Source organism: Actinomyces respiraculi (genome assembly GCF_014595995.2).
Taxonomy (GTDB): Bacteria; Actinomycetota; Actinomycetes; order Actinomycetales; family Actinomycetaceae; genus Actinomyces; species Actinomyces respiraculi.
In genome coordinates, this window is sequence record NZ_CP063989.1 from 104,339 (window position 1) to 128,876 (window position 24,538).

Below are 24,538 nucleotides of genomic sequence, written 5' to 3' on the forward strand. Positions count from 1 at the left end.
GGGGGCGGGCCTGCGGGGTTTCGTGCGCTCAGCGGTGCAGGCGCAGCGTGACGATTTGGAAGGGCCTCATCTCGAAGGAGACGCCTGCCTCCTGCCCCTCGCAGGGCGTGAGCCCGACGTCGTCGGACGGCCGCTCCAGCAGGTCGACCGCACTGACGCAGGAGACCGGGAACCCGGGGCTGACCTGCGCGCGGGTGCGGGCACCCAGCGACTCGTACAGGCGCACGATGACGTCGCCGGAGCGGTCCTGGGCGAGCTTGACGGCCTCGACGACGACGCCCTCGCCGGCCACGCGCAGGAGCGGGTCGATGCCGTGGGCGCCGCGGACCTCCCGTGTGCCGAGGTTGAGCGCGTAGCCTTCCTGGACGGCGTCGGCGATCGACGCGCCCGGGCGCAGCACGACCGACAGGCCGTGCCTGCCCTGGTCTGCCTCCGGGTCCGGGAAGAGCGGTGCCCTCACAAGGGACAGGCGCACCGTCGTCGTCGGGTGGCCGGCCGCGTCGGTGCCGCGGGTGACGTCGTGCCCGTAGGTCGAGTCGTTGAGGACGGCGACGCCGTAGCCGGGCTCGGCGACGTGGATCCAGCGGTGGGCGCAGATCTCATAGCGGGCCGCGTCCCAGGAGGTGTTGCGGTGCGCGGGCCGGGCGACGTGCCCGAACTGCATCTCCGAGGTGGACTCCGCCGCCATGAGGTCCACGGGGAAGGCCAGCTTGAGCAGCTTCTGGCGCTCGTGCCAGTCGATGTCGAAGGACAGGGAGACCTGCTTGGAGTGCGCGGCGAGGGTGATCTCCTCGGCGAGGGTCGAGGCCTCTCCCAGCGGCCGCTCGATGCGCACACGGGCGCAGCCCGGCTCCTGGACGACGGTCAGTGAGGTCACCGCGGTGACGTCCTCCACCACGTTGCGGTACTCGGGGTCGATGTCCCAGGCGTCCCACTGGCGCGGCACGTCGCGATGCAGCTGGAGCAGCGCCGCCCGCGTCCGCGGGGGCAGCACCTCCCGGTCCGCCTCATAGTCGCGCACGGAGCTGATCGTCCCGTCCGCCTCGATGGCCACCCGCAGGAGCCCGTTGTCGAGCACGAGGGACGCGCCCTGCTCGACGCTCACCGAGCCGCGCGGCGGCTCCGGCTCGCCGATGGCGAGGGAGGGGACGCCGTCCTGCGCCGACGGGGCGGCGTTGAGCCGCAGGAGGCGGTCCCCCTCACCGGTCAGGGCTCGGGCGCTGGAGACGATGACGTCCTCCAGGACGGCCGCGACCTCGGCGTACTCCTGCTCGACACGGTCGTAGACCCACCCGATGCACGAGCCGGGGAGGATGTCGTGGAACTGGTTGCGCAGCACCGTGCGCCAGCACTCCCGGAGCTCCTCGTAGGGGTAGGCCAGGCCCTGGTGCACGGCGGCGGTCGCCGCCCACAGCTCGGCCTCGCGCAGCAGGTGCTCGCTGCGCCGGTTGCCCTGCTTCGTGCGCAGCTGGGAGGTGTAGGTGCCGCGGTGGAACTGCAGGTACATCTCACCGGTCCACACCGGACGGTCGACGAACTCCTCCTCCGTGCGGGAGAAGAACGTGTTCGGGCCGGCGATCTCGACGGTCGGCACGCCTTCGAGGTCCTTGAAGCGGGTGGCGGCCGCGAGCATCTCCCGGGTGGGGCCACCACCGCCGTCGCCCCACCCGAAGGGCACGATCGAGGAGGTGGCCAGGCCCTTCTCCGCGAAGTTCTCCTCGGCGTGGACCAGCTCGGCGGCGCTCAGGCAGGCGCTGTAGGTGTCCACGGGCGGGAAGTGGGCCAGGACGCGCGAGCCGTCGATACCCTCCCAGTCGAAGGTGTGGTGCGGCATCGTGTCGCTGTCGTTCCACGACATCTTCTGCGACAGGAACCAGCGGGACCCGACGCCGCGGATGATCTGCGGTAGTGACCCGGTGTAGCCGAAGGAGTCCGGCAGCCACACGTCCGTGGTCTCGACTCCGAGCTCGTCGATGAAGAAGGTCTTGCCCTCGATCAGCTGGCGGGCCATGGCTTCGGAGCCGGGCATGTTGGTGTCCGACTCCAGCCACATGCTGCCCACGGGGATGAAGCGTCCTTCGGCGACGCGCTGGCGGATCCGTTCAAAGAGCTCGGGCTGCTCCTCCTTGACCCACAGGTACTGCTGGGCGGAGGAGCAGGCGAAGACGAAGTCGGGGTCATGGTCCATGAGCTCAAGGACCGACGCGAAGGTGCGCACGCACTTGCGCTTGGTCTCGCGCACGGGCCAGAGCCAGGCGGAGTCGATGTGGGCGTGCCCGGTGGCCATGACGTGGTGCGCGGAGGCCGAGGCGGGGGAGGCCAGGACGCCGGCCAGCGCCGCGCGGGCGTCCGCGGCGCTCGCCGACACGTTGCGGGGGTCGATGCGGTCGATCGCGCGCTCCAGGGCCACGTCGATCGAGGCGCGGCGGGCGGAGGCGGGCGGCAGCACCGAGACCAGCTGCAGCAGGACGGTGAGGTCCTGGGCGAGCTCCCACACCTCGGTGTCCCGCAGGGCGACGTCGACGCGCCGCAGGGTGTACAGGTGCTCCTTGGGGGCGGTCTCGACACGGCCCATGAGGGTGGGACGGTAGCTGCCCTCCCCGGGGCGCGTGGGGTCGGCTCCCTGGACGTTGGGGTTGGAGGCGGCCTCGATGTAGACGTCGACGGCGTCGGGCTCCCTCGCCCACGGCACAGCCTGGTTAAGCGGGTTGACCGCCTTGACGGCTGAGCCGTCGGGACGGCGGACCAGGCCCTCGGCCTGGAAGCCGGGCTGCGTGGAGGTGAAGCCGAGGTCGACGACGAGCTCGACGTCGAAGTCCTCGCGCTGACGCCACTCGGCGGGAACACGGCCTGTCGCATGGAGCCATGTTGTGCCCCACGGCAGCCCCCAGGGGGTTCCGGTGGTCATCGGCGTGTAGCTCGCGGCCACGGCCTCGGCGAAGGCGACGGGTTCTCCCGGCGCCTCCCACGCGCTCAGCTGCAGCGGGACGGTCTCTGCGTAGATGGCCGCCTGCACCTGCTCGTGGAGCATACGGTGGGCGCGGCGCTCGGTGAGGTCAGGGTTGGAGTGTGTCATGGTGACGTCCTTGTCTGTCAGCATCTGTTCGCGTCTGTCAGCCCTTGACCGCGCCCGCCATGGCGAAGCTGTTGCCTGAGCGCATCTGTGTGATGACGTAGAGCAGGACCGCGGGAAGGGAGTAGAGGATGGAGAAGGCGGCGAGCTTGCCGTAGGCGATCGCGCCGTTGAGGCCGAAGAAGTTGTAGATGGCCACGGCGGCGGGCTGGTTCTCGGAGGAGAACAGCAGGATGAAGGGGACGAAGAAGTTCCCCCACGCCCCCGTGAAGACGAAGATGAACACGACGGCGATACCGGGCCTCATGAGGGGGACGACGACGCGCCACAGGGCCGTCATGGAGGAGGCGCCGTCGACCCAGGACGCCTCCTCAAGCGAGACGGGCACGGAGTCCATGAAGTTCTTCATCATCCAGATCGCCATGGGCAGCGACGTCGAGGCCATGAACACGATGGTGCCCGCCAGGGAGTCCAGCAGCTTGAAGGAGACGAAGAGGGAGTAGACCGGCACCATCATCGCGGTGACCGGCAGGCAGGTTCCGAACAGGACCGTGTACATGAGCCCCTTGTTGAAGCGGATGCTGTAGCGCGACAGGGGGTAGGCGGCCAGCAGCGAGACGACGATCGTGAGCACGGCGGTGCCCAGGGAGATGACGAAGGAGTTCCACAGCGGCCGGAAGGTCTGCTCGGGCGTGAGGATCTCGGTGAAGTTGTCGGCGGTCCAGACCCGAGGGAGGCGGACGCTGAGGGTGGCCGCGTCGTCGAGGGAGGCCAGGACGAGCCAGGCCAGCGGCAGGACGAAGGCGATGCCGATGAGCAGGAGAACCGCTGTCGCCGTGACGCGAAGGCCACGGCCGCGGGGCGAGGCAAGGCGGGCGGAGCCGCCGAAGAGGCTGTGAGCGCTCACGGTCACTCGACCTCCGGCCTGAGGACGCGGGTGTAGACGAGCGAGAAGACGGCCCCGATGACGAGCGTGACGGTGGCGATGGCCGAGCCGTAGCCGATCTGCGAGAACTTGAAGGCCTCCTGGTAGGCCAGCACCGGCAGGATCGAGGAGCGTGTTCCCGGGCCTCCTCCCGTCATGACGAAGATGAGGGTGAAGACACCCAGGGTCTGCAAGGTCGTCAGCATGAGGTTGGTGGCGATGGTGCGGCGAATGATCGGCAGAGAGATCCGGAAGAAGGACTGGAGGGCTCCGGCCCCGTCGATCTGGGCGGACTCCTTGATCTCCGGGGGGATCTCCGCGAGGGCGGCGTTGTAGTTCATCATGGAGAAGGCGGTGCCGCGCCAGATATTGGCGAGGATGACGGAGAGCATCGGGAAGGTGACGAGCCAGGCGGGGCCGTCCAGGCCGATGGCGTCAAGGACCGTGTTGAGCGTGCCCTCGGTGTGGAAGAAGGCGTAGCAGGCGAAGGCGGCGACGATCTCGGGCATGACCCAGGCCCCGACGATGCAGGCGCCGACCGCGCTGGACACGCTTCGGGGCGTGTGCCGCATGAGGACCGCCACGAGCATCCCCAGGACGTTCTGCCCGATGATGGCTGAGCCGAGCAGGAAGGCGAGCGTGAGCAGGACCGAGGTGTAGAAGTCGGGGTCAGAGAAGAGGGAGACGTAGTTGTCGACGCCGATGAAGTCGGGGTTGACCGCCTTGTACCCGCTCATGGTGCGGTTGGTGAAGGCCCCGTAGAAGGCGTAGGCGATGGGGCCGGCCATGAAGGCCAGCAGCATGAGGACCGCGGGCAGGAGCGGCAGCTCGCGCCTGAGTGCTCTGCCGGTGTGCCGACGGCGGGAGGCGCCTCCCGCCGTCGGCACACCGCAGGCGGGTGACTGGTGCATCAGGCCGCCTGGACCATGTCGTCCCCGACGATGCCGACGAGGCTCTTGTCGTAGGTAGCGGCCGCCTCCTCGGGGGAGGCCCCGCCGGAGACGACGTCCTCGCAGGCGATCTGGATGCTTCCGGAGATCCGCGAGTAATCGGGCGTGGCGGGGCGGAAGTGGGTGTACTGCACGAGGCTGGAGAAGAACTCGAAGGAGGAGTTGCAGGTGAGGTACTCCTCCATCTCGGCGATGTCTGAGCGGACGGCGATGAGCGAGTTCTCCGTGTAGTACTTCAGGGCGTTGTCCTTGTTGAGGGCCACGGCCATGAAGTCGAAGGCGGCCTGAGGGTTCTTCGTCTGGGAGCCCATGGCGAGGGTCCAGCCACCGGACATGGAGGTGAAGCCGGGCTTCTTGCCGTTCTGCGTGGGCATGGCCGCGTAGCCGATGCTCTCCTCCCACTGGGGCCAGGCGTTGTCGCCGTTGATCCACCCGCCGGGCAGCCAGGAGCCGTCAACGCACATGGCGACCTTGCCCTGCGGCAGGAGCTCGGTGGCGATGCGCGAGCCGATGTTGGTGTCGAGTGCGATGTCGAGCCCGGGGGCGAGGCCCTCGTCGTAGATCGTCTTGAGGAAGGTCAGTGCGTCCTTGAAGCCCTGGGAGCCGGTGACCCACTTCTTGGTGTCGGTGTCGTACAGGGTGTCCTGCGTGCCGTACAGGAGCATCTCGAAGGACTGCATCGACGTTCCTTCGCCGAAGGCCTTGGAGGCGTACATGTTGAAGGGGATGACGTCGGGCAGCGCGGTCTTGAGGGTGCGGGCGGTCTGGAGGATGTCGTCCCAGGTCGTGGGCTGCCACTGCTCGGGCAGGCCGGCCTGGGCGAAGAGCTTCTTGTTGTAGAAGATGCCGCGGGTGTCGGTGCCCAGTGAGATGCCGTAGAGCTTGTCGTCGTCTCCCTTGCCGACATCCTTGACCGAGTCGAGGAACATGTTCCACTCCTCCCACGTCGCGACGTACTCGTCGATCGGTCGGAGGTACCCGGCGGCGACGTCGGTACGGATCTGGAAGGCGTCCTCGTAGATGATGTCCGGGGCGGTGTCCGGTGAGCCGTTCATGAGGGCGAGCTTGGTGAAGTAGCTGTCCTGCTCGGCCTCGATGGGGACGAGCTCGATGGCGACAGTGGACTGGGAGGCCTCGTACTCCTCCTTCGCCTTGGTGAGTACGTGCTCAAGCTGCTGGAACGCGGCGGTCTTCTGGTACACGACGCGCAAGGTGTTCTCGTTGCGTGACGAGCCGTCCGGGCCTGAGCAGGCGCTGAGCGCCCCGGCTGCGGCGAGGGTGATGGCGCCGCCCAGCAGCGCGCGTCGGCTCGGGGTGATCTGGGACAGGACGGGGGTGGGGGTCATCTCCGGAGCTCCTTTGCACCGAGGGGCATCCGCTCTGGATGCCAGGACCGATTAACTACATCAGGTGGATAAAATAGTGTCAACGGTCACATGAACGCTGTGATGGTTTTGTTACATTCCAGCACCCCGGGCGGGCCCCGGCGGGCCTCCGGGCTCGGCACCCCGGCAGGGTCCGACGGCGGCACCGGCGCCCGGCGGGCTCACCGCTCCCGGGCAGCGGGTGTCGTCGTGCCGAGCACCGACTCCAGGACGAGGCACGCGGCCCCGATTGTGCCGACGTTGCGGCCCATCGCGGACGTGCTGATCGAGATCGGACGCGCGACGCCGTGAATCGTGTGCCCGGCCAGACGGGCGTGCAGCGTCGGGGCGACGAGGTCCTCCAACGACTGCCACACCAGGCCGGTCATGATGACGGTCGAGATGTCGAGGACCTCCGTGAGCGCGAGCGTCGTCGCTGCCAGCGTCTCGCCGGCATCCTCGAAGACGGCTCGCGCGTCGGCGTCGCCGGCGCGCGCGAGGGCGATGAGGGCGGTGAGGTTCTCGCTGATCGAGTGCGGGTCCCAGGTGTCGGCCGGGTGCGGCAGCGCGAGGCCACGGTTGCGCGCCTGCAGGGCGAGGATCCGCTCGCTCAGCGAGTCCCCGAGGAAGTGGCTGCCGGGGCGCGTGGAGAAGGGGTTGCCGGGAAGGTGCATCGTCTCGCCGGCGTTGCCCGTCTGCCCGTGCAGGACCCGGCCGTCGACGACGGTGGCCATGCCCGTGCCCGCCCCCATGTACAGCAGGATGAACGTGTCGCCCTCATGGGCCTCGCCGGTCCACAGGTGCCCCTGCGCCATCGCCGGCAGGTCCTTGTCGATGAGCACGAGGTGCCCGGTCGCCTCCGCGAGCAGCCGCCGCAACGGGACCGTCCCGAGCCCTGGCAGCAGCGGCGGCGACGTCGTGCCGTCCTCGTGGTTGACGGGGCCGGGGACGGCCAGACCGATGCCGAGCAGCTGCTCTGAGGCGACCCCGGCCTGCGCGCACAGGCGTTCAACGGTGCTGCGCGCGTGCTCGACGATGGCGTCCGCCGACACCGGTGACGGCAGCGGGCCGTGGTCCTCGGCGACGATGTGGCCGAGCAGGTCGACGACGACGATGCTGAGCGCGGACGGGTCGAGGTGGATCCCCGCCGCGTAGCCGCCGGATGGGTTGAGCTCGAGCACGGTTCCCGGACGTCCGCGCCCCTCGGGCGGGACGACACCGGTCTCGCGCAGGAGGCCCTCCGCCAGCAGGTCGCGGGTCACGTTCGAGACCGTCTGGGGCGCGATCCTCGTGGCGCGGCTGATCTGCGCGCGAGTCAGGCCGTCGCCCGCACGGCGGATGGACGCGAGGATGAGCGCCCGCGTCGGAGCAACCGGGCGAGGGCTGGCGTGTGCTCGCATACCTGGGCTCCGTTCCCGACCGTGGCGACAGTCCTCGTCCATTATGGAGGCTGGGCGCCGGAACCGTTACGAGGCGGCTCGGCGCTGCGATGGCGTTCCGCCCAGGGGCCGGACGTCGTCGTCCGCCCGCGCGTCAAAGGAGATGGTCATGGGTCTGGGATGGTTCGGCGCGCCCGAGCTCTACCGTTGGCCGGCTGAGGAGGCGCGCACCACCAGCTCCGGGGTGGGGGCCTTGACGCTTCGGGCGCTCTGCCCGTCCAGCAGCTCCACCAGCAGCTGGGCGGCCAGGTTCCCCATGACGGCGGGCTCCCGGTGGACGGCGCTGACCGCCGGGGTCAGCAGGCGGCACAGGGGAGAGTCCTCCATGGAGACCACTGCCAGGTCCTGCCCCAGCCGGGAGCCCAGCTCGCGGGCGGCGGTCACGCCTCCCAGGGCCAGGACCTCGTTGTCGTAGATGATCGAGTCTGGTGTGCGGGTGCCGGACAGCAGCTCGGCAGTGGCCTGGGCCCCGGAGCGCTCGGTGTAGTCCACGGCGCTGGAGAACATGACCTCCAGGTCGCGTTCGCGCCCCATGCGGGTCAGGGCGTGGCTGCGCCGCTCCGTGTGCAGCAGTGAGGTGCGGGCGGACACGTAGGCCAGGCGCTGGGCGCCGCAGGAGGCCAGGTGGTTGACGACCAGCGCCATCATGCCTTCCTCGTCGCCGGTGACCGAGGGCATGCCGTTGGGGTCCTCCTCGCCCACGAGCACGTAGGGCATGCCGATCCCGGCGAGCGCGGGCAGGCGGGGATCGTGCTGGCGAGGGTCGACCACGACGGCGCCGTCCACGCGGTGCTGGCACCACAGGCTGCGGTAGGCGGCGACCTCCTGGTGGACGTCGTCGACGATCTGGAAGAGCAGGGCGAGGTCCGCGGTGGCCAGGGTGGCCTGCATACCGATGATCAGCTCGAAGAAGAAGCGTTCCGCGGCCACGGACTGACTGGGGCGGGCCAGCACCAGCCCGACCGTGCCGGCCCGGGACACGGACAGGGCGCGGGCGGCGGCGTTGGGGGTCCAGCCCATATCGTTGGCGACGGCGAGGATGCGCTGGCGAGTGTTCTCGGAGACTCCAGGGCGGCCGTTGAGCGCGAAGGAGACAGCCGAGGGGGAGACGCCGGCAACGTTGGCGATGTCCCGGATCGTGGGGCGTTCCATGGGGTCAGTATGTCATCACTGAAGCGATTACACAGATCCCTCAGATCGGCTTGACCACACGTCCTAATGCGGTTTAGTCTCGGGGTTCGGCGCAAGGTCGCGCCACCGTGGTGCCACCGCCGGTCCACGCCCCTTCAGAAGCCGGTCTGCTGACCCAGGAGCCACGCCATGCACGACAACCGCCCCATGCTTCTCAAGCACATCGACCGGATCCTGACAGAGCGCCTGTACCCAGCAGCCACCCGCACCGTCCGCCAGGTCGAGACCGCGTACTGGGCGCTCACCGACGCCGTCGGACCGGTGGCCGGGGTGCCGGGAGCGGGCGAGCCGGTGCCCTTTGCCCAGGCCCGGCAGGCCGAGTACACCCCCTGCGACCTGCCCCTGCGCTGGGGGCCGCCCTGGGGCACCACCTGGTTCCGCCTGCGCGTGAGAGTGCCCGAGGCGCTGCGCGAGCGCCACCTGGAGCTGGACCTGGACCTGGGCTGGGCCGACCATTCGCCCGGCTTCCAGTGCGAGGGCCTGGTGCTCACTCCCGCCGGGCGGGCGCTCAAGGCCGTCAACCCCCGCAACCGCTGGGTCCCGGTCACCAGCGACCTGCTGGACGCCGACGGCACCCTGGAGCTCTACCTCGAGGCCGCCTCCAACCCCCTGCTGCTGGACATCCACCCCTTCCTGCCCACCGACGACGGCGCCCGCGCCACCCAGGGCCACGAGCCGATCTACACCTTCACCACGGCCGACCTGGTTCAGGTGCACGACCAGGTGCGGGCCCTGGCCGCCGACGTCGACGTCCTACTGGGCCTGGCCCGCACCCTGCCGGAGGACTCTCCGCGCGGCTGGACGGTGCTGCTGGGCACCAGCCAGGCCCTGGACCAGCTGGACCTGGCGGACGTGCCCGGCTCGGCGGAGCGGGTGCGGGCCCTGCTGGCCCCGCTGCTGGCCGTGCCCGCCGCCCCGGACTCGATCCGGTTGGGGGCCGTGGGCCACGCCCATATCGACTCCGCCTGGCTGTGGCCGGTGCGCGAGACCCGCCGCAAGGTGGTGCGCACCATGGCCAACGTGCTGCGACTGCTGGAGGACGGTGCCCCCATGGTCTTCGCCCTGCCCGCCGCCCAGCACCTGGCCTGGCTCCAGCAGGATGCCCCGGAGGTCTTTGCCCGCGTCAAGGAGCAGGTGGCGGCCGGGCGGATCGTACCGGTGGGCGGCTCCTGGGTGGAGCCCGACGCCGTGCTGCCCTCCGGGGAGTCGCTGGCCCGCCAGCTGACCGAAGGCACCGCCTTCTTCCGCGAGGAGCTGGGGGCGCAGTGCCACGAGATCTGGCTGCCGGACTCCTTCGGGTACAGCGGCTCCCTGCCGCAGATCGCCCACCTGGCGGGCTATGACAACTTCCTGACCCAGAAGATCTCCTGGAACCAGGTGGACGTCTTCCCCCACCACACCCTGTGGTGGGAGGGCATTGACGGCACCCGGATCTTCACCCACTTCCCGCCCGCCGACACCTACGGTGCGGAGGTCAGCGCCGAGCAGCTGCGGCACGCCGAGGTCAACTTCAAGGACAAGGGCCGGGCCTCCACCGAATTGTTCCTGTACGGCTACGGCGACGGCGGGGGCGGCCCCACCCGCGAGATGGTGGAGCGTGTCGAGCGGGTGGCGGACCTGGCCGGGATGCCGCGCACCCGGCACACCACGCCGCAGGAGTTCTTCACCCAGGCCCGCCAGGAGTACCCGGACGCTCCGGTGTGGGTGGGCGAGCTGTACCTGGAGAAGCACCGGGGCACCCTCACCACCCAGGCGGCCACCAAGCGGGCCAACCGTCGCGCCGAGGCGGCCCTGCGGGAGGCGGAGACCTGGCGCACCACCGCCTGGGCGCGGGGTCTGCTGGCCGACGACGCCTACCCGGCGGCCCACCTGCACGAGCTGTGGCGCACCACCTTGCTGTGCCAGTTCCACGACATCCTGCCCGGCTCGTCGATCGCCTGGGCCTACGAGGATGCGCTCGCGGAGCTGGGTCGGGTCATTGAGTCCTGCCAGGCCCTGACCGCCGTCGCCCAGCACGCCCTGGTCTCCGGCGTGCCCGCCAGCTGCCCGCGTGAGCACGTGGGCGTCGGTCCGACGTCGGGCGGGGCGGGCGTCAGGTCGTCGTCGGACGGGGCGGTTCCGTCGCCGGAGGGGACGGTGCCGCCGTCGGACGGGGTGGGCGTCAGGTCGACGCTGGACGGGGCGGTGCCGCCGACAGACGGGACGGTCCCGATGTCGGACGGGGTGGCCTCGCCGTCGTCCGCCGACGCACCCGGCCCGCAGCCGACCGGTCAGGCGCACCGGGTGGTCTTCAACACCGCGCCCGTCAGCCGCCGCGTGGCCGGGGTGACGGTGCCGCCCCTGGGGGGCGCCCTGCTGCCTGCGGGCGGCCGGGACGAGGCACGTGCCTGCCACGCCAGCCGCGAGGGTGCGGGTGCGCAGCTGGGCAACGGCCTGGTCGAGACCCGGCTGGACGCCACCGGCGCCGTCACCTCCCTGGTGGTCGCGGGCCGGGATGTGGTGCCGCCAGGGGCCCGGTTCGGGGTCCTGCAGCTGGCCAATGACTTCCCCAACGAGTGGGACGCCTGGGACCTGGATCCCTTCTACCGCTCCTCCCTGCGGGACCTGGAGGGCCAGCTGCGCGACGTGCACGTCGATGCCGCCGGGGCGCGCGCCGAGGTGGACGTGGCCTTCGGCCGCTCCCGTGCCCGGCTGACCTGGAGCCTCACGCCCGGCTCCGAGCAGCTGGACCTGCGGGTGCGGGTCTTCTGGCAGGAGAGCGAGAAGGTCCTCAAGCTGGCCCTGCCGGTGGACGTGCACGCCCATGACGCCGCCTACGGCTCCCAGTACGGCCACCTGCGCCGCCCCACCCACGAGAACACCTCCTGGGACGCCCACCGCTTTGAGGTCTGCGCCCACAAGTGGCTGCACGTGGGGGAGGCGGGCCACGGCGTCGGCGTCGCCAACAGCGGAACCTACGGCTGGGACCTCACCCGCCACCCCCGCCCGGGCGGCGGCACCTGGACCCTCGTGCGGGCCACCCTGCTGCGGGCGCCGCGCTTCCCGGACCCCCAGGCGGACCGGGGAGAGCACGAGCTGTGCTTCGCCATCACCGGCGGCGAGACGGTGTCCACCGTGCGGGATGCCGCTTACCGCCTCGACCTGCCCACCCAGGAGCTGGCCCTGCCCGCCGGCACCCAGGTCGGGCCCCGCCTGGCGGCGGCGCTGGCCCCGCTGGTGCGGGTCGAGGGCGCGGTGCTGGAGTCCCTGCACCTGGCCGACCCGGAGCCCGGGCAGGAGAGCGCTGTCCTCGTACGGGTCTACGAGCCGGACGGCGCACGCCGCCGCGTCACCCTCTACGCCCCGGAGTTGGCCGGGGCGGTGGGGGCGGACCTGCATGGGCGGCCCAGCGCCTCCCTGGGGGTGCAGGTGGAGCCCACCAGCACGGAGGGCGTCTGGTCCTTTGAGCTGCACCCCTTTGGGGTGGCCACGATCCGTCTGCGCCGCCGCACTGGCGGTGAGGCGAGGCCGTCGGAGCGTCGTCGGGCAGGTGCGCCGGAGCGCTGGGGCGCCGGTGGGGAGGTCTGAGATGCGTTTCGGGGTCAACTACACGCCGCGGGTGGGCTGGTTCCACTCCTGGCTGGACCTGGACCTGGGCCTGGTGGCCCAGGACATGGCCGACATCGCCTCCCTGGGGGCGGACCATGTGCGGGTCTTCCCGCTGTGGCCGCTGCTGCAGCCCAACCGCACGCTCATCCGCCCCCGGGCGGTCGACGACGTGCTGGCGGTGGTGGACGCGGCGGCCGCCGTCGGGCTGAAGGTCACGGTGGACGCCCTGCAGGGGCACCTGTCCTCCTTCGACTTCCTGCCCTCCTGGGTGGTCACCTGGCACCAACGGAACCTGTTCACGGACCCGGAGGTTGTGGACGGGCAGCGGGCCCTGGTACGGACCCTGGCCCGCGAGCTGGCGGACCGCCCCGGGGCCGAGGGCCTGAGCGTGGGCAACGAGGTCATCCAGTTCGCGGCCGCCCGCCACCCGGACTGCCAGCCGCTGAGCCCCGCCCAGGCAGGGGCCTGGCTGGAGGGGCTGCTGGCGGAGGCCCGGGCGGCGTGGCCCCAGGGCGTTCTCACCCACTCCTTCGACGACGACCTGTGGTTCGACGACACCCACCCCTTTGAGCCTGTGCACGCCGTGGGCCTGGGGGACCTGACCACGGTCCACTCCTGGGTGTTCATGCAGGTGGGGCCGCGCTACGGCAGGCGCCACCCGGCGCTGCACCTGTTCGCCCGCTACCTGGTGGAGCTGGCCCGCGCCTGGGGCGGCCCGGGCAGACGGATCTGGCTGCAGGAGGTGGGGGCACCCAGCAGCTGGGTGGACCCGGCGGACGCCCCGGAGTTCGTGCACCGGACTGTCGCCTCCCTGGTGCGGGCTGCGGCCGGGCCCCTGCCCGAGCTGGAGGCTGTGACCTGGTGGTGCTCTCACGACGTCAGCCGGGACCTGGCGGACTTCCCCGAGCTTGAGCACACCCTGGGGCTGTTCTCCTCGGAGGGCACGCTCAAGCCGGTGGGCCGGGCTTTCCAGGAGGCCGTGGCCGCCGCCGGGCAGGCGCATGCCCCCGGCGGGCAGACGCGGTCCAGTGCGGTAGGGGAGCGGGAGCACCTGTTGGTTCCCAGCGTCCAGGCCGGGCAGCGCTCCTTGACGGCCCCGGGGGGGAACCTCTTCGGCCAGTGGCTGCACCGCGCCGTGGCAGGGGAGCCGCCTGCTCTGGCGCTGCCATCCCTGAAATCGGTTTAGGACTCCCAGGCGAGCCTGTTGTGCCGCCTGCTCCGCTGTCTTCCGCAGAATAGAGAGGATTCAACAAACTTCTGCTTCTGTCGCGTCATCATCTACCGCCCATCCACTAAACCGTTGTAGTATCGTGGTAGTGGCTACCGCCCACCCGTTTCCTCCAATGACGAAGGGATCCGTCATGAACCTCTCCCGCCGCTGCCTACTCTTGGGGCTGTCTGCAGCCACCGCCGCCACGCTGGCCGCCTGCACCGGCTCCAGTGACAACAATCCCGCTGCTGGCGGCTCCGCCGCAGGCGGAGAACTGTCCGGTGAGATCACATTCCAGACCTGGTCCTTGAAGAACGAGAAGTTCACTCCCTACTTCGAGGCCCTCATCAAGGACTTCGAGGAGCACAACCCCGGCACCACCATCAAGTGGATCGATCAGCCCGGCGAGGGCTACGAGGAGAAGGTCCTCCAGCAGGCCAACTCCGGTGAGCTCCCGGACGTTATCAACCTTCCCGAGGGATTTGCCTACAAGCTGGCCAAGGTCTCCCAGCTGGTCGATCTCAGGGACGCCGACAAGGCCCTGCTGGGCAGCTACGTCCAAGGGGCCGTTGACGCCTACACCTATGACGACGTCAAGGGCGGCACCTTCGGCTACCCGTGGTACCTGGGCACGGACGTGTGCTGGTGGAACACCGAGATGCTAGCCAAGGCCGGTCTGGACGCCGCCAACGCGCCCCACGACCTGGACACCTACCTGGAGTGGTGCAAGACCGCTGCTGCCCAGCAGGTCTACCTAGCCTCGTCCATGCCCACCGTCACCGACATCAAGGACTACGGCGTCGAGGTTTTCGACGGAGAGAAGTTCGTTTTCAACACGGACAAGGCGGCCGAGCTGCTGGACAAGTACGTCGAGGTCTACAAGGCCGGCGCCATGCCTGCCGAGGTCCTCAATGACAACTACACCGGCAACGCCATGATGTTCACCCAGGAGAAGGTCGGCTTCACCACGGCCACCGGCTCCTTCGTCAACCAGATGACCAACGACTCGCCCAACCTTCTGGACAAGGTTGCAGTCTCCCCACGCTTCACCGTCGCGCCACTGTTCATCCAGGGCCTGTCGGTCTCAGCCGCGTCAAAGAACCCCAACCTGGCTCTGGCCTTCGCACAGTTCGCCACAAACAACGCCAACCAGGTTGAATTCGTCAAGCTGGCTCAGGGCTTCATGCCCGGCACGGTCGAGGGCAACGAGAACCCCGACTCCTTCACCGGTGACGTGAGTTCAGACCTCATGAAGGAGGCCATCGACCTGGCGGCCACCGCCATGCCCAAGGCCGAGATCGCCAAGCCGATCGCCTACAGCGACGACATGCAGTCCTACGTCCAGCAGCAGTTCGCACTGGCGCTCAAGGGTGACATCTCCTCTAAGAAGGCCCTGGACGCTGCCGTGGCCTACTGCAACGACAACCTAGGCGACTGAGCCACCGGGGCCTGGGGGCGGCAGGGTCCCGCCCCCAGGCCCCTGCCCGCCGTGCACGGGCAGGCCGAGCACCACCGACGGACGGAGGAACATGAAACTGCACCGCCACCTGACCCCCTACCTGCTGCTGCTTCCTGCGGCACTGTGGGTCCTGGTCTTCTCCCTGTGGCCCTTCCTCAACACCGTCGTCCTGTCCTTCACCAACGCACGTCCACTGCGTCCGGCGACCTTCGTCGCCCTTGACAACTACGCCAAGGTCCTCCACGACCCCCAGGTCGGCTACGCCCTGGTCACCTGCCTGGTCTACGTCGTGGCCTGCGTGCCGCTGCTGACCTTGCTGCCACTGCTGCTGTCCCTGCTCATCTCCGCGTGGATGCCAGGGATGTCCTTCTTCCGCACCGTCTACTACTTCCCCGTCATCGCCTCCGTGGTCGTGGTCGGCATCATCTGGTCATGGATGTTCGACTCCCGTGGAGTGATCAACCAGTCCATTGAGTTCCTCGGTGGCACCGGCATCGACTTCCTCACCAGCCGCTGGTGGATCCTGGTGTGTTCCATCCTCCTGACCACCTGGAAGGGCCTGGGCTACTACATGGTTGTCTACCTGGCGGCCCTGGGGAACATCAGCCGCGACCTGCACGAGGCCGCGGCCCTGGACGGGGCGGGTGCCTGGCGACGCTTCTGGTCCATCACCGTCCCGGGTGTACGCGGCGCCATGCTGCTCATCTCCGCCCTTATCACCACCTCGGCCATGAGGATCTTCTCCGAGATCTACATCCTGACCAACGGCTCCGGCGGCCCCGGTGGCCAGGCCATGAGCCTGGTCATGCTCATCCAGCGCAAGGGATCGGGCCTGGACGGCCAGCTCGGCTACGCCTCGGCACTGTCCGTCATCCTCTTCTTCCTCACCATCGGCCCACTGCTGCTGACCGCTTTCCTCAATAACGGCACCGATATCGCGGCGATACGCAGCAGTGCCCACCAGCGCAGGGCCTACAAGAAGGCCTTGCAGGCCGTTAAGGCCAAGGCTCGCGCCGGCGTCGCCGTTGGCAGCGCCGGGTCTGGGCACCTGACCGCGACTGACGGGCCCCCAGGCACGAGGTGCGCACCCCCGCCCACTCACCTCGCCCAGGACACGGAGGCCCGGGCATGAGCACCACCGTGACGCTCTCCAAGCCTTACAAGGACCGTTTCTGGCGCCGCACGGGCGAGTCCGACTTCCTCAAGCCCACGGCCGGCGGTGCCGTCGTGCGCTACGCCCTGCTCATCCTCATCGCGCTCATCGCGGTCTTCCCCTTCCTGTGGCAACTGTCCACCTCACTCAAGGGCTCCATGGAGGACATCTACGCCTTCCCTCCCAACCTCGTCCCGCGTCACCCCACCTTGGAGCACTACGCCACGGTCTCGCACACGATCCCGATCGTGAAGTACGCCTGGCACTCGCTGCTAGTGGGGGTTGCCACGGTCATCTGCCAGGTCGTCTTCTGCACCTGCGCCGGCTATGCCCTGGGCGTGCTCAGGTTCAGGGGCAAGGCACTCTTCTTCGGGCTGTTCCTGTCCACGCTGCTGCTGCCCGGCGAGGTCACGCTGACCAGCCAGTACCTGACCGTGAAGTCCCTCGGTTTCGCCAACAGCCTGGTGGGAGTGTTCCTGCCCGGTGCGATCGGCGCCATCAACGTCCTGCTCATCACCACTGCCTGCGCGATGATCCCCAAGGACATCATTGAGGCCGCTGAGATCGACGGAGCCACGACCTGGCAGCGCATCCGCCACATCGTGTGGCCCAATATCCGCGGCATGGTCACGGTGGTCGCCCTGTTCTCCTTCATCGGCGCCTGGGACGACTTCCTGTGGCCCCTGGTGGTCCTGTCTGACCCCGAGAAGTACACCCTGACCGTGGGTATGCAGTACCTGCAGTCCAACTTCGGCTCGAACCCTCGCGTGGTGGCGGCGGGGACGATCATCGCCCTGGTCCCGGTCATCATCCTGTTCGCCCTGGCCCAGAAGCAGTTCTTCAAAGGCGTCCAACAAGGCGGGGTCAAGGGCTGAGGTGGCGCCCGGGACCGCCTGTGGTCCCGGGCGTCCGACCGCCTGCACAACTTGCTGCCCGTCGGGGACTCGACATCGATAAGCGAGCAATCGCCTGCTCCGCCCAGCCCCAGCCAGGTCCGGGCCGTGGACCTGACCGCTACCGGAACCAGCGCCAATGGCTGGACCACCTCTACCGCGGACCTGTCCGGCCGGATGGGGCTGATAGCCGATGCTCCGCCGTCGGACCCCATGACTGAACGGGGGCGCAACCCGCGACCCCGCTGGAACCGGCACGAGGTGGCTCGGCGCTGCGATAGCGTTCCGTCCAGAGGCCGGACATCGTCGTCGGCCCGCGCATCAAAGGAGATGGTCATGGGTCTGGGATGGTTTGGCGCGCCCGAGCACAACCGCTGGCTGGCCGAGGAGACGCACGCCCTGCTGCGTTACGCGCGCGCGGCAGCCGTGCCCGCAGGCTTCGGATGGATCGGTGAGGACGGCACGGTGGACACCACGCGCCCCGTCGAGCTGTGGATCACCGGTCGCATGACCTTCGCCTTCTCCCTGGGCACTCTCATGGGCATCCCCGGCTGCCGCCGCTACGCCGACCACGGTGTGCGCGCCCTGAACAGGGTCATGCGCGACCACGTCAACGGCGGGTGGCACTCCGCCGTCGAACACGAGCCCGACGCCGACGGCCACGGTGTACCCGCCGACCCGGCCGGCCGCAAGGAGTGCTACCAGCACGCCTTCGTCGTCCTGGCCGCCGCCACCGCCACCGCGGCCAACCGCCCGGGGGCGCAGGAGCTCCTGCGCGACGCCCTGGCCGTCCAGGATCGGCGCTGGTGGGACGACACCTACGGGATGCCGGTGGAGTCCTACGCCGCCGACTTCACCGACCCCGAGGACTACCGCGGCATCAACGCCGCCATGCACACCGTCGAGGCCTATCTCGCCGCCACCGACGTCACCGGCGACATCACGTGGCTCACCCGCGCCGTCCAGATCCTCGACCACGCCGTCAACGTCCAGGCCCGCGCCCACGACTGGCGCCTGCCCGAGCACTACGACACCTCCTGGCGGCCCCGCCTCGACTACAACAAGGACCAGCCGGCGCACCCCTTCCGCCCCTACGGCGTCACCCCCGGCCACGGCCTGGAGTGGGCGCGCCTGACCGTCCAGGCCCGCTCCGCCCTGGTTCACCGCTCCCTGCCGACGCCGGACTGGATGCTCGACGCCGCCGAGAGGCTCTTCGACCGCTCCCGCTCTGACGCCTGGCGCTGTGACGGCGGCCCCGGCTTCGTCTACACGACCGGTTTCGACGGCGTGCCGGTGGTCCACGAGCGCATGCACTGGGTGGTGTGCGAGGGCATCAGCGCCGCCGCCGCCATCCGCCGCGCACTGCTCGACGACGGCCACGGAGAGATCGAGGTCGAGCACTACGAGCACTGCTACCGCTCCTGGGTCGACTACGCCGAGCAGTACCTCATCGAGGCGCCGGGCGTGTGGACCCACGAGCTTGACCAGAACAACCGTCCCTCCACGCGCACCTGGGAAGGCCACCCGGACATCTACCACGCCCTGCAGGCGATGCTCATGTCCCGCGTGCCCGTGTGGCCGTGCCTGGGCCAGGCGCTCGCCGAGGGACGGCTGGACGACCCGGCCTCGCCGGTGCCCGCGCGTGCGCAGCCGCGCTGGCGCGGCATCATCAGCTGGGGCTGAGCCGGGGGTGGTGGTCGCCGGACCGCTTGACCGTCGGGTCGGAGCCGGGTGGTAGTCTCTGCCTGCCCGCGAGGGCACTGGAGCGGTGACAGAGTGGCCGAATGTGGCGGTCTTGAAAACCGCTGTGCGCCTGGCGCACCGGGGGTTCGAATCCCTCCCGCTCCGCTGACGAGGAGGACGCCCGACCGGGCGCCCTCCTCTCGTCGTTGGTCACCCAGTTGGTCACCGTCTGCGGCGGGATGCGGGTGGACGGGTGTGAGGTAGTGGCCGGGATCGCAGGGGCCCCAGGTTTGCCCGCCAGGGCTCCTGGCCGGTAGGCTGCTTACGCTCGCTCACGCGGGCTGCTCACCCGAGCTCGGAGATGTCGCATAGTGGCCTAGTGCGCTTTCCTGCTAAGAAAGTTGGGGATAAAACCCCTCGGGGGTTCGAATCCCCCCATCTCCGCCCATCGTTGGAATCCCAACGAATCGCACCCACGCATGGGGCTGCGTGCGTCCTGCGCGCACCAACGAAACACGCCCATGGCTGACGTTCCCCGCGGCCTGCCCCCCAGACCGTCGGCGACGCGGGCGGGATGCTGTGCGCAGACTCACGAGACATGGATTTGTCGCTTGCCGGGTGGCGCGAGTAATCTTCCTGTTTGTCGGAAACGACATGCGCCTGTAGCTCAATGGATAGAGCATCTGACTACGGATCAGAAGGTTGGGGGTTCGAGTCCCTTCGGGCGCACCAACGCCCCGCCATCGGCTGAACCAACCGGTAGCGGGGCGTTTCCCATGCCCGCAAGAGGTTCAGGGTCCCACTCGCCCCGCGGTCGGCTGAGTCAGCGCCCATGGCGTCGTCCCAAGAGCCTGGGCGACCGCATCCAGGTCCTCCAGCTGCCACTGCTGCGCTCCCCTCCAGCGGCGAGAGAGGGACGAGTGTGGCATCCCGATCCGAAGCGCCAGTTCGGCAGGAACGACGCGATGCTCTGGCTGGTTGGATCCGCTTCCACACTCACCACACACCCCACTCAGCCTGCAACAGCACACCGCCCATCACCCGCTTGACCAACCTCCCCGGTCAGTACACCTAGAGCACCTACGCCCCACCGCACTGGGCTTTCGCAACCTCGCCAACTACATCACCCGAGCACTGCTCGAGGCCACCAGCGGCTACACCACTCTACGGGGCACTACTGCCGGCGGATTCCGCCCCCTGCTACACCCTGGATTGTGAAGAGCCGGTCTTGCCCCGAGGAAGCACAGTTAGTGTGGACCACTTGCTGCCATCTTGGACCACCTGCCGTCGTTCGGACCACCTACGGACGCGTCTGGGGTGGTCCAAACGACCGAACGTGGTCCAAACGACCGAACGTGGTCCGGAACTGATCAATGGCGCTCCACACAGCGCACCGGGGCCCGGTAGCGGCCCCAGCCACCGGCCGACCGTCGCCGGCCAGACCCGCAAGCACTCAGCCGCCCGACCCATGGACCAGCCCTCCACCACCAGGCGGGCAAGACGACGACGCCCCCCAGGCGGGCAAGACGACGACGCCCCCCAGGCGGGCAAGACGACGACGCCCCCCAGGCGGGCAAGACGACGACGCCCCCCAGGCGTCAAAGGTGCGCCAGCATGCGCCATGAAGGCCTCCCCAGACCGCACGTGGGCGTCAACCCCGCATCCCGCCCAGCAGGCCTCCACCCAACCCGTTCACAACCCCAAAGAAAGCACAACTAGTGTCCTGGGTTGTTAATTTCTGGACGGTTGGCTTTGGTGAGAATCTGTTCGGCGGTTTTGGTCCAGGTGAATGGGTGGGCGCGTTTGTTCCAGCCGGTGATGTAGGCGCGGAGCTTGTTGTTCAGGTCCTGCACGGACTTGAAGACGCCGCGGCGTATGGCCTGGCGCTCGATCAGGGAGAACCAGACCTCCACGAGGTTCATCCAGGAGGCGTGGGTGGGGGTGTGGTGGACGTGTATGTGGGGGTGGTGCTCCAGCCAGGCGCGCACGTCCTTGTGCTTGTGGGTGGCGTAGTTGTCCATGACCAGGTGCAGCTGGACGCGTTCCCCGGTGTCCGGGTCGATGGCGTCCTTGTAGGCCCTGTCCACCTGTCGCAGGAAGGCGAGGAACTCCTCGTGGCGGTGGCGGGGCCTGGTGGCGGCGGTGACCTTGCCGGTGGCGATCTCCAGCGCCGCGAACAGGGTGGTGGTGCCGTGCCGGACGTAGTCGCTGCTGCGGCGCTCGATCAGCCCGGGCTGCATGGGCAGGACCGGCATGGTGCGGTCCAGTGCCTGGATCTGGGACTTCTCGTCCACGCAAAGCACGATCGCGTTATCGGGCACGTCGGGGTTGGTGCCCAAGTACAGGCCGCAGATGTCGGTGACCTTGCCGACCAGCTCGGGGTCGGTGGAGAAGCGGAACGACTGCTCCCGCCAGGGCTTGATCCCGTAAGCCCTCCAGGCCCTGGCCACCGTCGCCGCCGACACGCCCAGCCGGGCAGCCAGCAGCCGGGTGGACCAGTGCGTGACCCCCAACGACCTCGGCGGCGGGGTCAGCGTAGCGGTCACGATCGCGGTGCGATCGACCTTGCGGGGCCGACCCGGACGATCAGCGTCCTCCAGGCCTTCCATGCCCAGGCGCTGGTAGCGGCCGCGCCACGCGATCACGGTGGTACGCGAGGCGCCCACCCTCCGTGCGATCTCAGTATTGGACAGCCCATCCGCAGCAAGAAGCACGATCCGCGCCCGCCGCACCAGCCCCGCCCGCGCGCTGCGCGAACGCACCAGTGCCTCCAGCTCGCCACGATCACCCTCACGCAACAACAGACCAGGAGCAGGACGATTAGCCACACCCCATGATCCCACCCAACCAACCGTTCAAGAACTAACGACACACGACACTAGAGACCGGAGGACTCAGACCCCACCCACACCCTCAATGGGGATGAGCCCCTTTAGTCCATGTGATAGACGGTCTCCAAGCTGATCATTCAGGGTCACGCCGCCCGCCTCCTTGCGGCGCGTGCACGGGCCAGATCGAGCACGGGAGCGAGCGTGATGGGGCTCTCGGATGCTCCTCGGCAGAAGGTTGGGGGTTCGGTCCCTTCGGGCCCATCAACGTCCCGCCATCGGCTGGACCAGCCGGTAGCGGGACGTTTCCCATGCCCGCAAGAGGCTCAGGGTCTCACGACCGCCGTTGCAGGTCGGTGCGTGCTCCACGTCCGGGGCGGTTGGCCTGCCAGGCGTCCACCGTCTCGGGCAGCCATCCGCGCACAGCATGGGGTTTGTCGCCCACGATGACGTCCGGTGTGGGAAGACGTCCTTCGCGGCTGTAGCGCTGGGCCGTGCCCATACGGATGCCGATCCTCTCGGCCAGGCCGGACAGCCCCAGGTAGTGCACCGGGGCGCTCACCGGGCCCCCCGGTGCTGCAGAACGAGGTGTGCGGCCAGCCCCGCCGCGCCTAGGGCGGCCATCACCGCCAGCGCCACGCCGGCCGTCACGTGACCGTCGTCCAGGCAGTCCAGCGCCGCTACCGCGGCGAAGGCTCCGCCTGCCGCCAGGACGATCGTTGTTGTGCCCTTGTCCATCACTGCGCCCCTCCTTGAGGACATGAGGAGAAGAGCCCGACCCCCGGAAAGGGGGCCGGGCGGCCTCTTAGGACTTCCGGTGCCGTCCCTTGCTCGGCCGCACTAGCCGAGCCAGGGTGATGACGGCTACAACGGAAGTTGGAAGTAACGGAAGCTGGAAGTAGAGACCAGAATCTTGATGATGTCTGCTATCAGCGTGATTCCTTTCTTCCTCGCCCCCTGGTCCGTCCGGGGGCTCTTCATGTCTTCGGGGCCCTTGCCCTCCGACGCGAAGAACTATGCCCACGCGCTGGGGGTAGGTCAGGTGGTCCTGAGGGTAGGTCAAGTGGTCAGCGTCGAGTCCCGCGGCGCGGTGGACAACTCGCGTTCCCCAGGACAACCGAGATGGAGCACACAGGTTGTCATGCAAGCACCATGCTGTCCTTAGCGGCGGCGCCGCCAGGGTGTCACAGGCCCTGGCTAGACTCCAATGACGTGCAGTTCCTCAACGGCCTCGAGCCGACCTTCGACCTGACCTACGACGACGTTTTCATGGTCCCGTCGCGCTCCGGCGTCGGCTCGCGCCACGACGTGGACCTCACCACCGACGACGGCACGGGCACCACCATCCCGCTCGTCGTCGCCAACATGACGGCCGTTGCGGGCAAGCGCATGGCGGAGACCGTCGCCCGCCGCGGCGGGCTGACGATCATCCCCCAGGACATCCCGGTCGACGTCGTCATCGACACCGTCAACCAGGTCAAAGCCGCGCACGTCCTCTACGACACCCCCGTGACCGTCAAGCCGCACCACACATGCGGCTACGCCATGGGACTGATCCCCAAGCGCTCCCACGGGGCCGCCGTCGTCATCGACCCGGACACTGAGCGCCCGGTCGGCATGGTGGACCTCAACGACGTCACCGGCGTCGACCGCTTCACCCAGGTCCGTGGGGTCATGAGCACCGAGCTCGTCACCGTCCCCGCCGGCACAGACCCCCGCGACGCCTTCGAGATCCTGCGCACCGCGCGCCGCAAGGCCGCCCCCGTCGTCGACGACGACGACCGTCTCGTCGGCCTGCTCACCCGCGCGGGCGCCGTGCGCTCGACCATCTACGCCCCCGCCGTCGACGCCGAGGGGCGCCTGCGCGTGGGCGCCGCCATCGGCATGAACGGGGACCCGGTGGGCCGGGCGCGCCACCTCGTCGACTCGGGCGTGGACGTCATCGTCGTCGACACGGCCCACGGACACCAGGACCGCATGATCGAGGCGGTCCGCTCGGTGCGCGCTGCCCTGCCCGACGGCGTGCCGGTGGTCGCGGGCAATGTCGTCACCGCCGCCGGCGTGCGCGACCTCGTCGAGGCGGGCGCCTCCATCGTCAAGGTCGGGGTCGGTCCCGGCGCCATGTGCACCACCCGCATGCAGACCGGGGTGGGGCGCCCGCAGTTCTCCGCCGTGCTCGAGTGCGCCGCCGAGGCCGCCCGCTCGGGTGCCCGCGTGTGGGCCGACGGCGGCGTCCGCCACCCGCGTGACGTCGCCCTGGCCCTGGCCGCAGGCGCCTCCAACGTCATGATCGGCTCCTGGTTCGCCGGCACGCACGAGTCCCCGGGGGACATCCAGTACGACGCCGGTGGCCGCGCCTACAAGGAGTCCTTCGGCATGGCCTCCAAGCGGGCGGTCACCTCCCGTACGGAGGGTGAGGACGCCTTCGACCGCGCCCGCAAGGCCCTGTTCGAGGAGGGCATCAGCGCCGGTCGCATGTACCTCGACCCGGCGCGCCCAGGCGTGGAGGACCTCATCGACTCCATCATCTCGGGGGTGCGCTCCTCCTTCACCTACGCCGGCGCCGGCTCCATCGCGCAGTTCCGCGAGCGGGCCGTCGTCGGAGTGCAGTCCGCCTCCGGCTACCGCGAGGGGGCGCCGGTGCCCGAGTCCTGGTGACATACGGGCCCAGGGTGCGGCGGCGTGCCCGAGGGTCGCGGCGAGGAAGACGGAGGGGGCCGAGACCCCGATACCGGGTATTGAGGTCAGGACCGGGCAAGAGAGCTAAGGTCGACGGCCGTAC

16 protein-coding genes and 3 tRNA genes are annotated in these 24,538 nt (G+C 69.3%); 10 read left to right on the forward strand and 9 right to left on the reverse strand.

Translation table 11 applies throughout. The features are described 5' to 3' along the window. Positions 1 to 28 precede the first annotated feature (28 nt). The 6 genes from ID810_RS00450 to ID810_RS00475 all read right to left on the reverse strand — a co-directional run bounded on the left by ID810_RS00450 (position 29) and on the right by ID810_RS00475 (position 8,903). Positions 29 to 3,076, reverse strand: coding sequence for an alpha-mannosidase (locus tag ID810_RS00450; RefSeq protein ID WP_166857588.1), 3,048 nt, complete (start codon positions 3,074 to 3,076; stop codon positions 29 to 31). A 37-nt stretch (positions 3,077 to 3,113) separates the two neighbouring features. Continuing rightward, a complete protein-coding gene (locus ID810_RS00455; RefSeq protein WP_166857590.1) occupies positions 3,114 to 3,980 on the reverse strand; it encodes a carbohydrate ABC transporter permease in 867 nt (288 codons plus the stop codon). 2 nt (positions 3,981 to 3,982) lie between these two features. Next, on the reverse strand, positions 3,983 to 4,909 hold the full coding sequence (locus ID810_RS00460) for a carbohydrate ABC transporter permease (protein WP_166857592.1): 927 nt from the start codon (positions 4,907 to 4,909) through the stop codon (positions 3,983 to 3,985). Beyond that, positions 4,909 to 6,294 carry an extracellular solute-binding protein gene (locus ID810_RS00465; RefSeq protein ID WP_166857594.1) on the reverse strand — a complete coding sequence of 462 codons (1,386 nt, stop codon included), beginning with the start codon at positions 6,292 to 6,294 and terminating at the stop codon, positions 4,909 to 4,911. The genes ID810_RS00460 and ID810_RS00465 overlap by 1 nt, the downstream gene beginning before the upstream one ends. A 200-nt stretch (positions 6,295 to 6,494) precedes the next feature. Then, positions 6,495 to 7,712, reverse strand: coding sequence for an ROK family transcriptional regulator (locus ID810_RS00470; RefSeq protein WP_166857596.1), 1,218 nt, complete (start codon positions 7,710 to 7,712; stop codon positions 6,495 to 6,497). A 180-nt stretch (positions 7,713 to 7,892) separates the two neighbouring features. After that, positions 7,893 to 8,903, reverse strand: a complete 1,011-nt coding sequence (locus ID810_RS00475; RefSeq protein WP_166857597.1) for a LacI family DNA-binding transcriptional regulator — start codon at positions 8,901 to 8,903, stop codon at positions 7,893 to 7,895. 168 nt (positions 8,904 to 9,071) lie between these two features. On the opposite strand from ID810_RS00475, the gene ID810_RS00480 reads away from it, so the two are divergent. The 9 genes from ID810_RS00480 to ID810_RS00520 all read left to right on the forward strand — a co-directional run bounded on the left by ID810_RS00480 (position 9,072) and on the right by ID810_RS00520 (position 19,660). After that, positions 9,072 to 12,509: an alpha-mannosidase gene (locus tag ID810_RS00480; protein WP_166857599.1), complete on the forward strand. Its 3,438-nt coding sequence runs from the start codon at positions 9,072 to 9,074 to the stop codon at positions 12,507 to 12,509. A 1-nt stretch (position 12,510) separates the two neighbouring features. Further along, positions 12,511 to 13,716 carry a glycoside hydrolase 5 family protein gene (locus ID810_RS00485; RefSeq protein WP_166857601.1) on the forward strand — a complete coding sequence of 402 codons (1,206 nt, stop codon included), beginning with the start codon at positions 12,511 to 12,513 and terminating at the stop codon, positions 13,714 to 13,716. A 175-nt stretch (positions 13,717 to 13,891) separates the two neighbouring features. Beyond that, entirely contained in the window at positions 13,892 to 15,178 is a 1,287-nt protein-coding gene (locus ID810_RS00490; protein ID WP_166857603.1) for an extracellular solute-binding protein, read from the forward strand. Between the two features lie 91 nt (positions 15,179 to 15,269). Then, on the forward strand, positions 15,270 to 16,331 hold the full coding sequence (locus tag ID810_RS00495) for a carbohydrate ABC transporter permease (RefSeq protein WP_166857605.1): 1,062 nt from the start codon (positions 15,270 to 15,272) through the stop codon (positions 16,329 to 16,331). Next, a complete protein-coding gene (locus ID810_RS00500) occupies positions 16,328 to 17,227 on the forward strand; it encodes a carbohydrate ABC transporter permease (protein ID WP_166857606.1) in 900 nt (299 codons plus the stop codon). The genes ID810_RS00495 and ID810_RS00500 overlap by 4 nt, the downstream gene beginning before the upstream one ends. A gap of 354 nt (positions 17,228 to 17,581) precedes the next feature. Continuing rightward, on the forward strand, positions 17,582 to 18,928 hold the full coding sequence (locus ID810_RS00505; protein WP_166857608.1) for an AGE family epimerase/isomerase: 1,347 nt from the start codon (positions 17,582 to 17,584) through the stop codon (positions 18,926 to 18,928). A 79-nt stretch (positions 18,929 to 19,007) separates the two neighbouring features. Further along, positions 19,008 to 19,093, forward strand: a tRNA-Ser gene (locus ID810_RS00510). A gap of 192 nt (positions 19,094 to 19,285) precedes the next feature. After that, a tRNA-Ser gene (locus ID810_RS00515) sits at positions 19,286 to 19,372 on the forward strand. Positions 19,373 to 19,584: 212 nt separating this feature from the next. Further along, positions 19,585 to 19,660, forward strand: a tRNA-Arg gene (locus ID810_RS00520). Positions 19,661 to 20,643: 983 nt separating this feature from the next. On the opposite strand, the gene ID810_RS00535 is transcribed toward ID810_RS00520, so the two are convergent. The 3 genes from ID810_RS00535 to ID810_RS00545 all read right to left on the reverse strand — a co-directional run bounded on the left by ID810_RS00535 (position 20,644) and on the right by ID810_RS00545 (position 22,494). Continuing rightward, on the reverse strand, positions 20,644 to 21,756 hold the full coding sequence (locus ID810_RS00535) for an IS630 family transposase (RefSeq protein WP_195858777.1): 1,113 nt from the start codon (positions 21,754 to 21,756) through the stop codon (positions 20,644 to 20,646). Between the two features lie 334 nt (positions 21,757 to 22,090). After that, the gene (locus tag ID810_RS00540) at positions 22,091 to 22,318 is read right to left on the reverse strand and encodes a transcriptional regulator (protein ID WP_235931766.1); all 228 of its coding nucleotides are present in this window, start codon (positions 22,316 to 22,318) and stop codon (positions 22,091 to 22,093) included. Further along, complete coding sequence (locus ID810_RS00545) at positions 22,315 to 22,494, reverse strand: hypothetical protein (RefSeq protein WP_166856922.1); 180 nt, start codon at positions 22,492 to 22,494, stop codon at positions 22,315 to 22,317. The genes ID810_RS00540 and ID810_RS00545 overlap by 4 nt, the downstream gene beginning before the upstream one ends. A gap of 474 nt (positions 22,495 to 22,968) precedes the next feature. Between ID810_RS00545 and ID810_RS00550 the strand changes: the two genes are divergently transcribed. Continuing rightward, on the forward strand, positions 22,969 to 24,414 hold the full coding sequence (locus tag ID810_RS00550; protein WP_166856924.1) for a GuaB1 family IMP dehydrogenase-related protein: 1,446 nt from the start codon (positions 22,969 to 22,971) through the stop codon (positions 24,412 to 24,414). Positions 24,415 to 24,538: the final 124 nt, after the last annotated feature.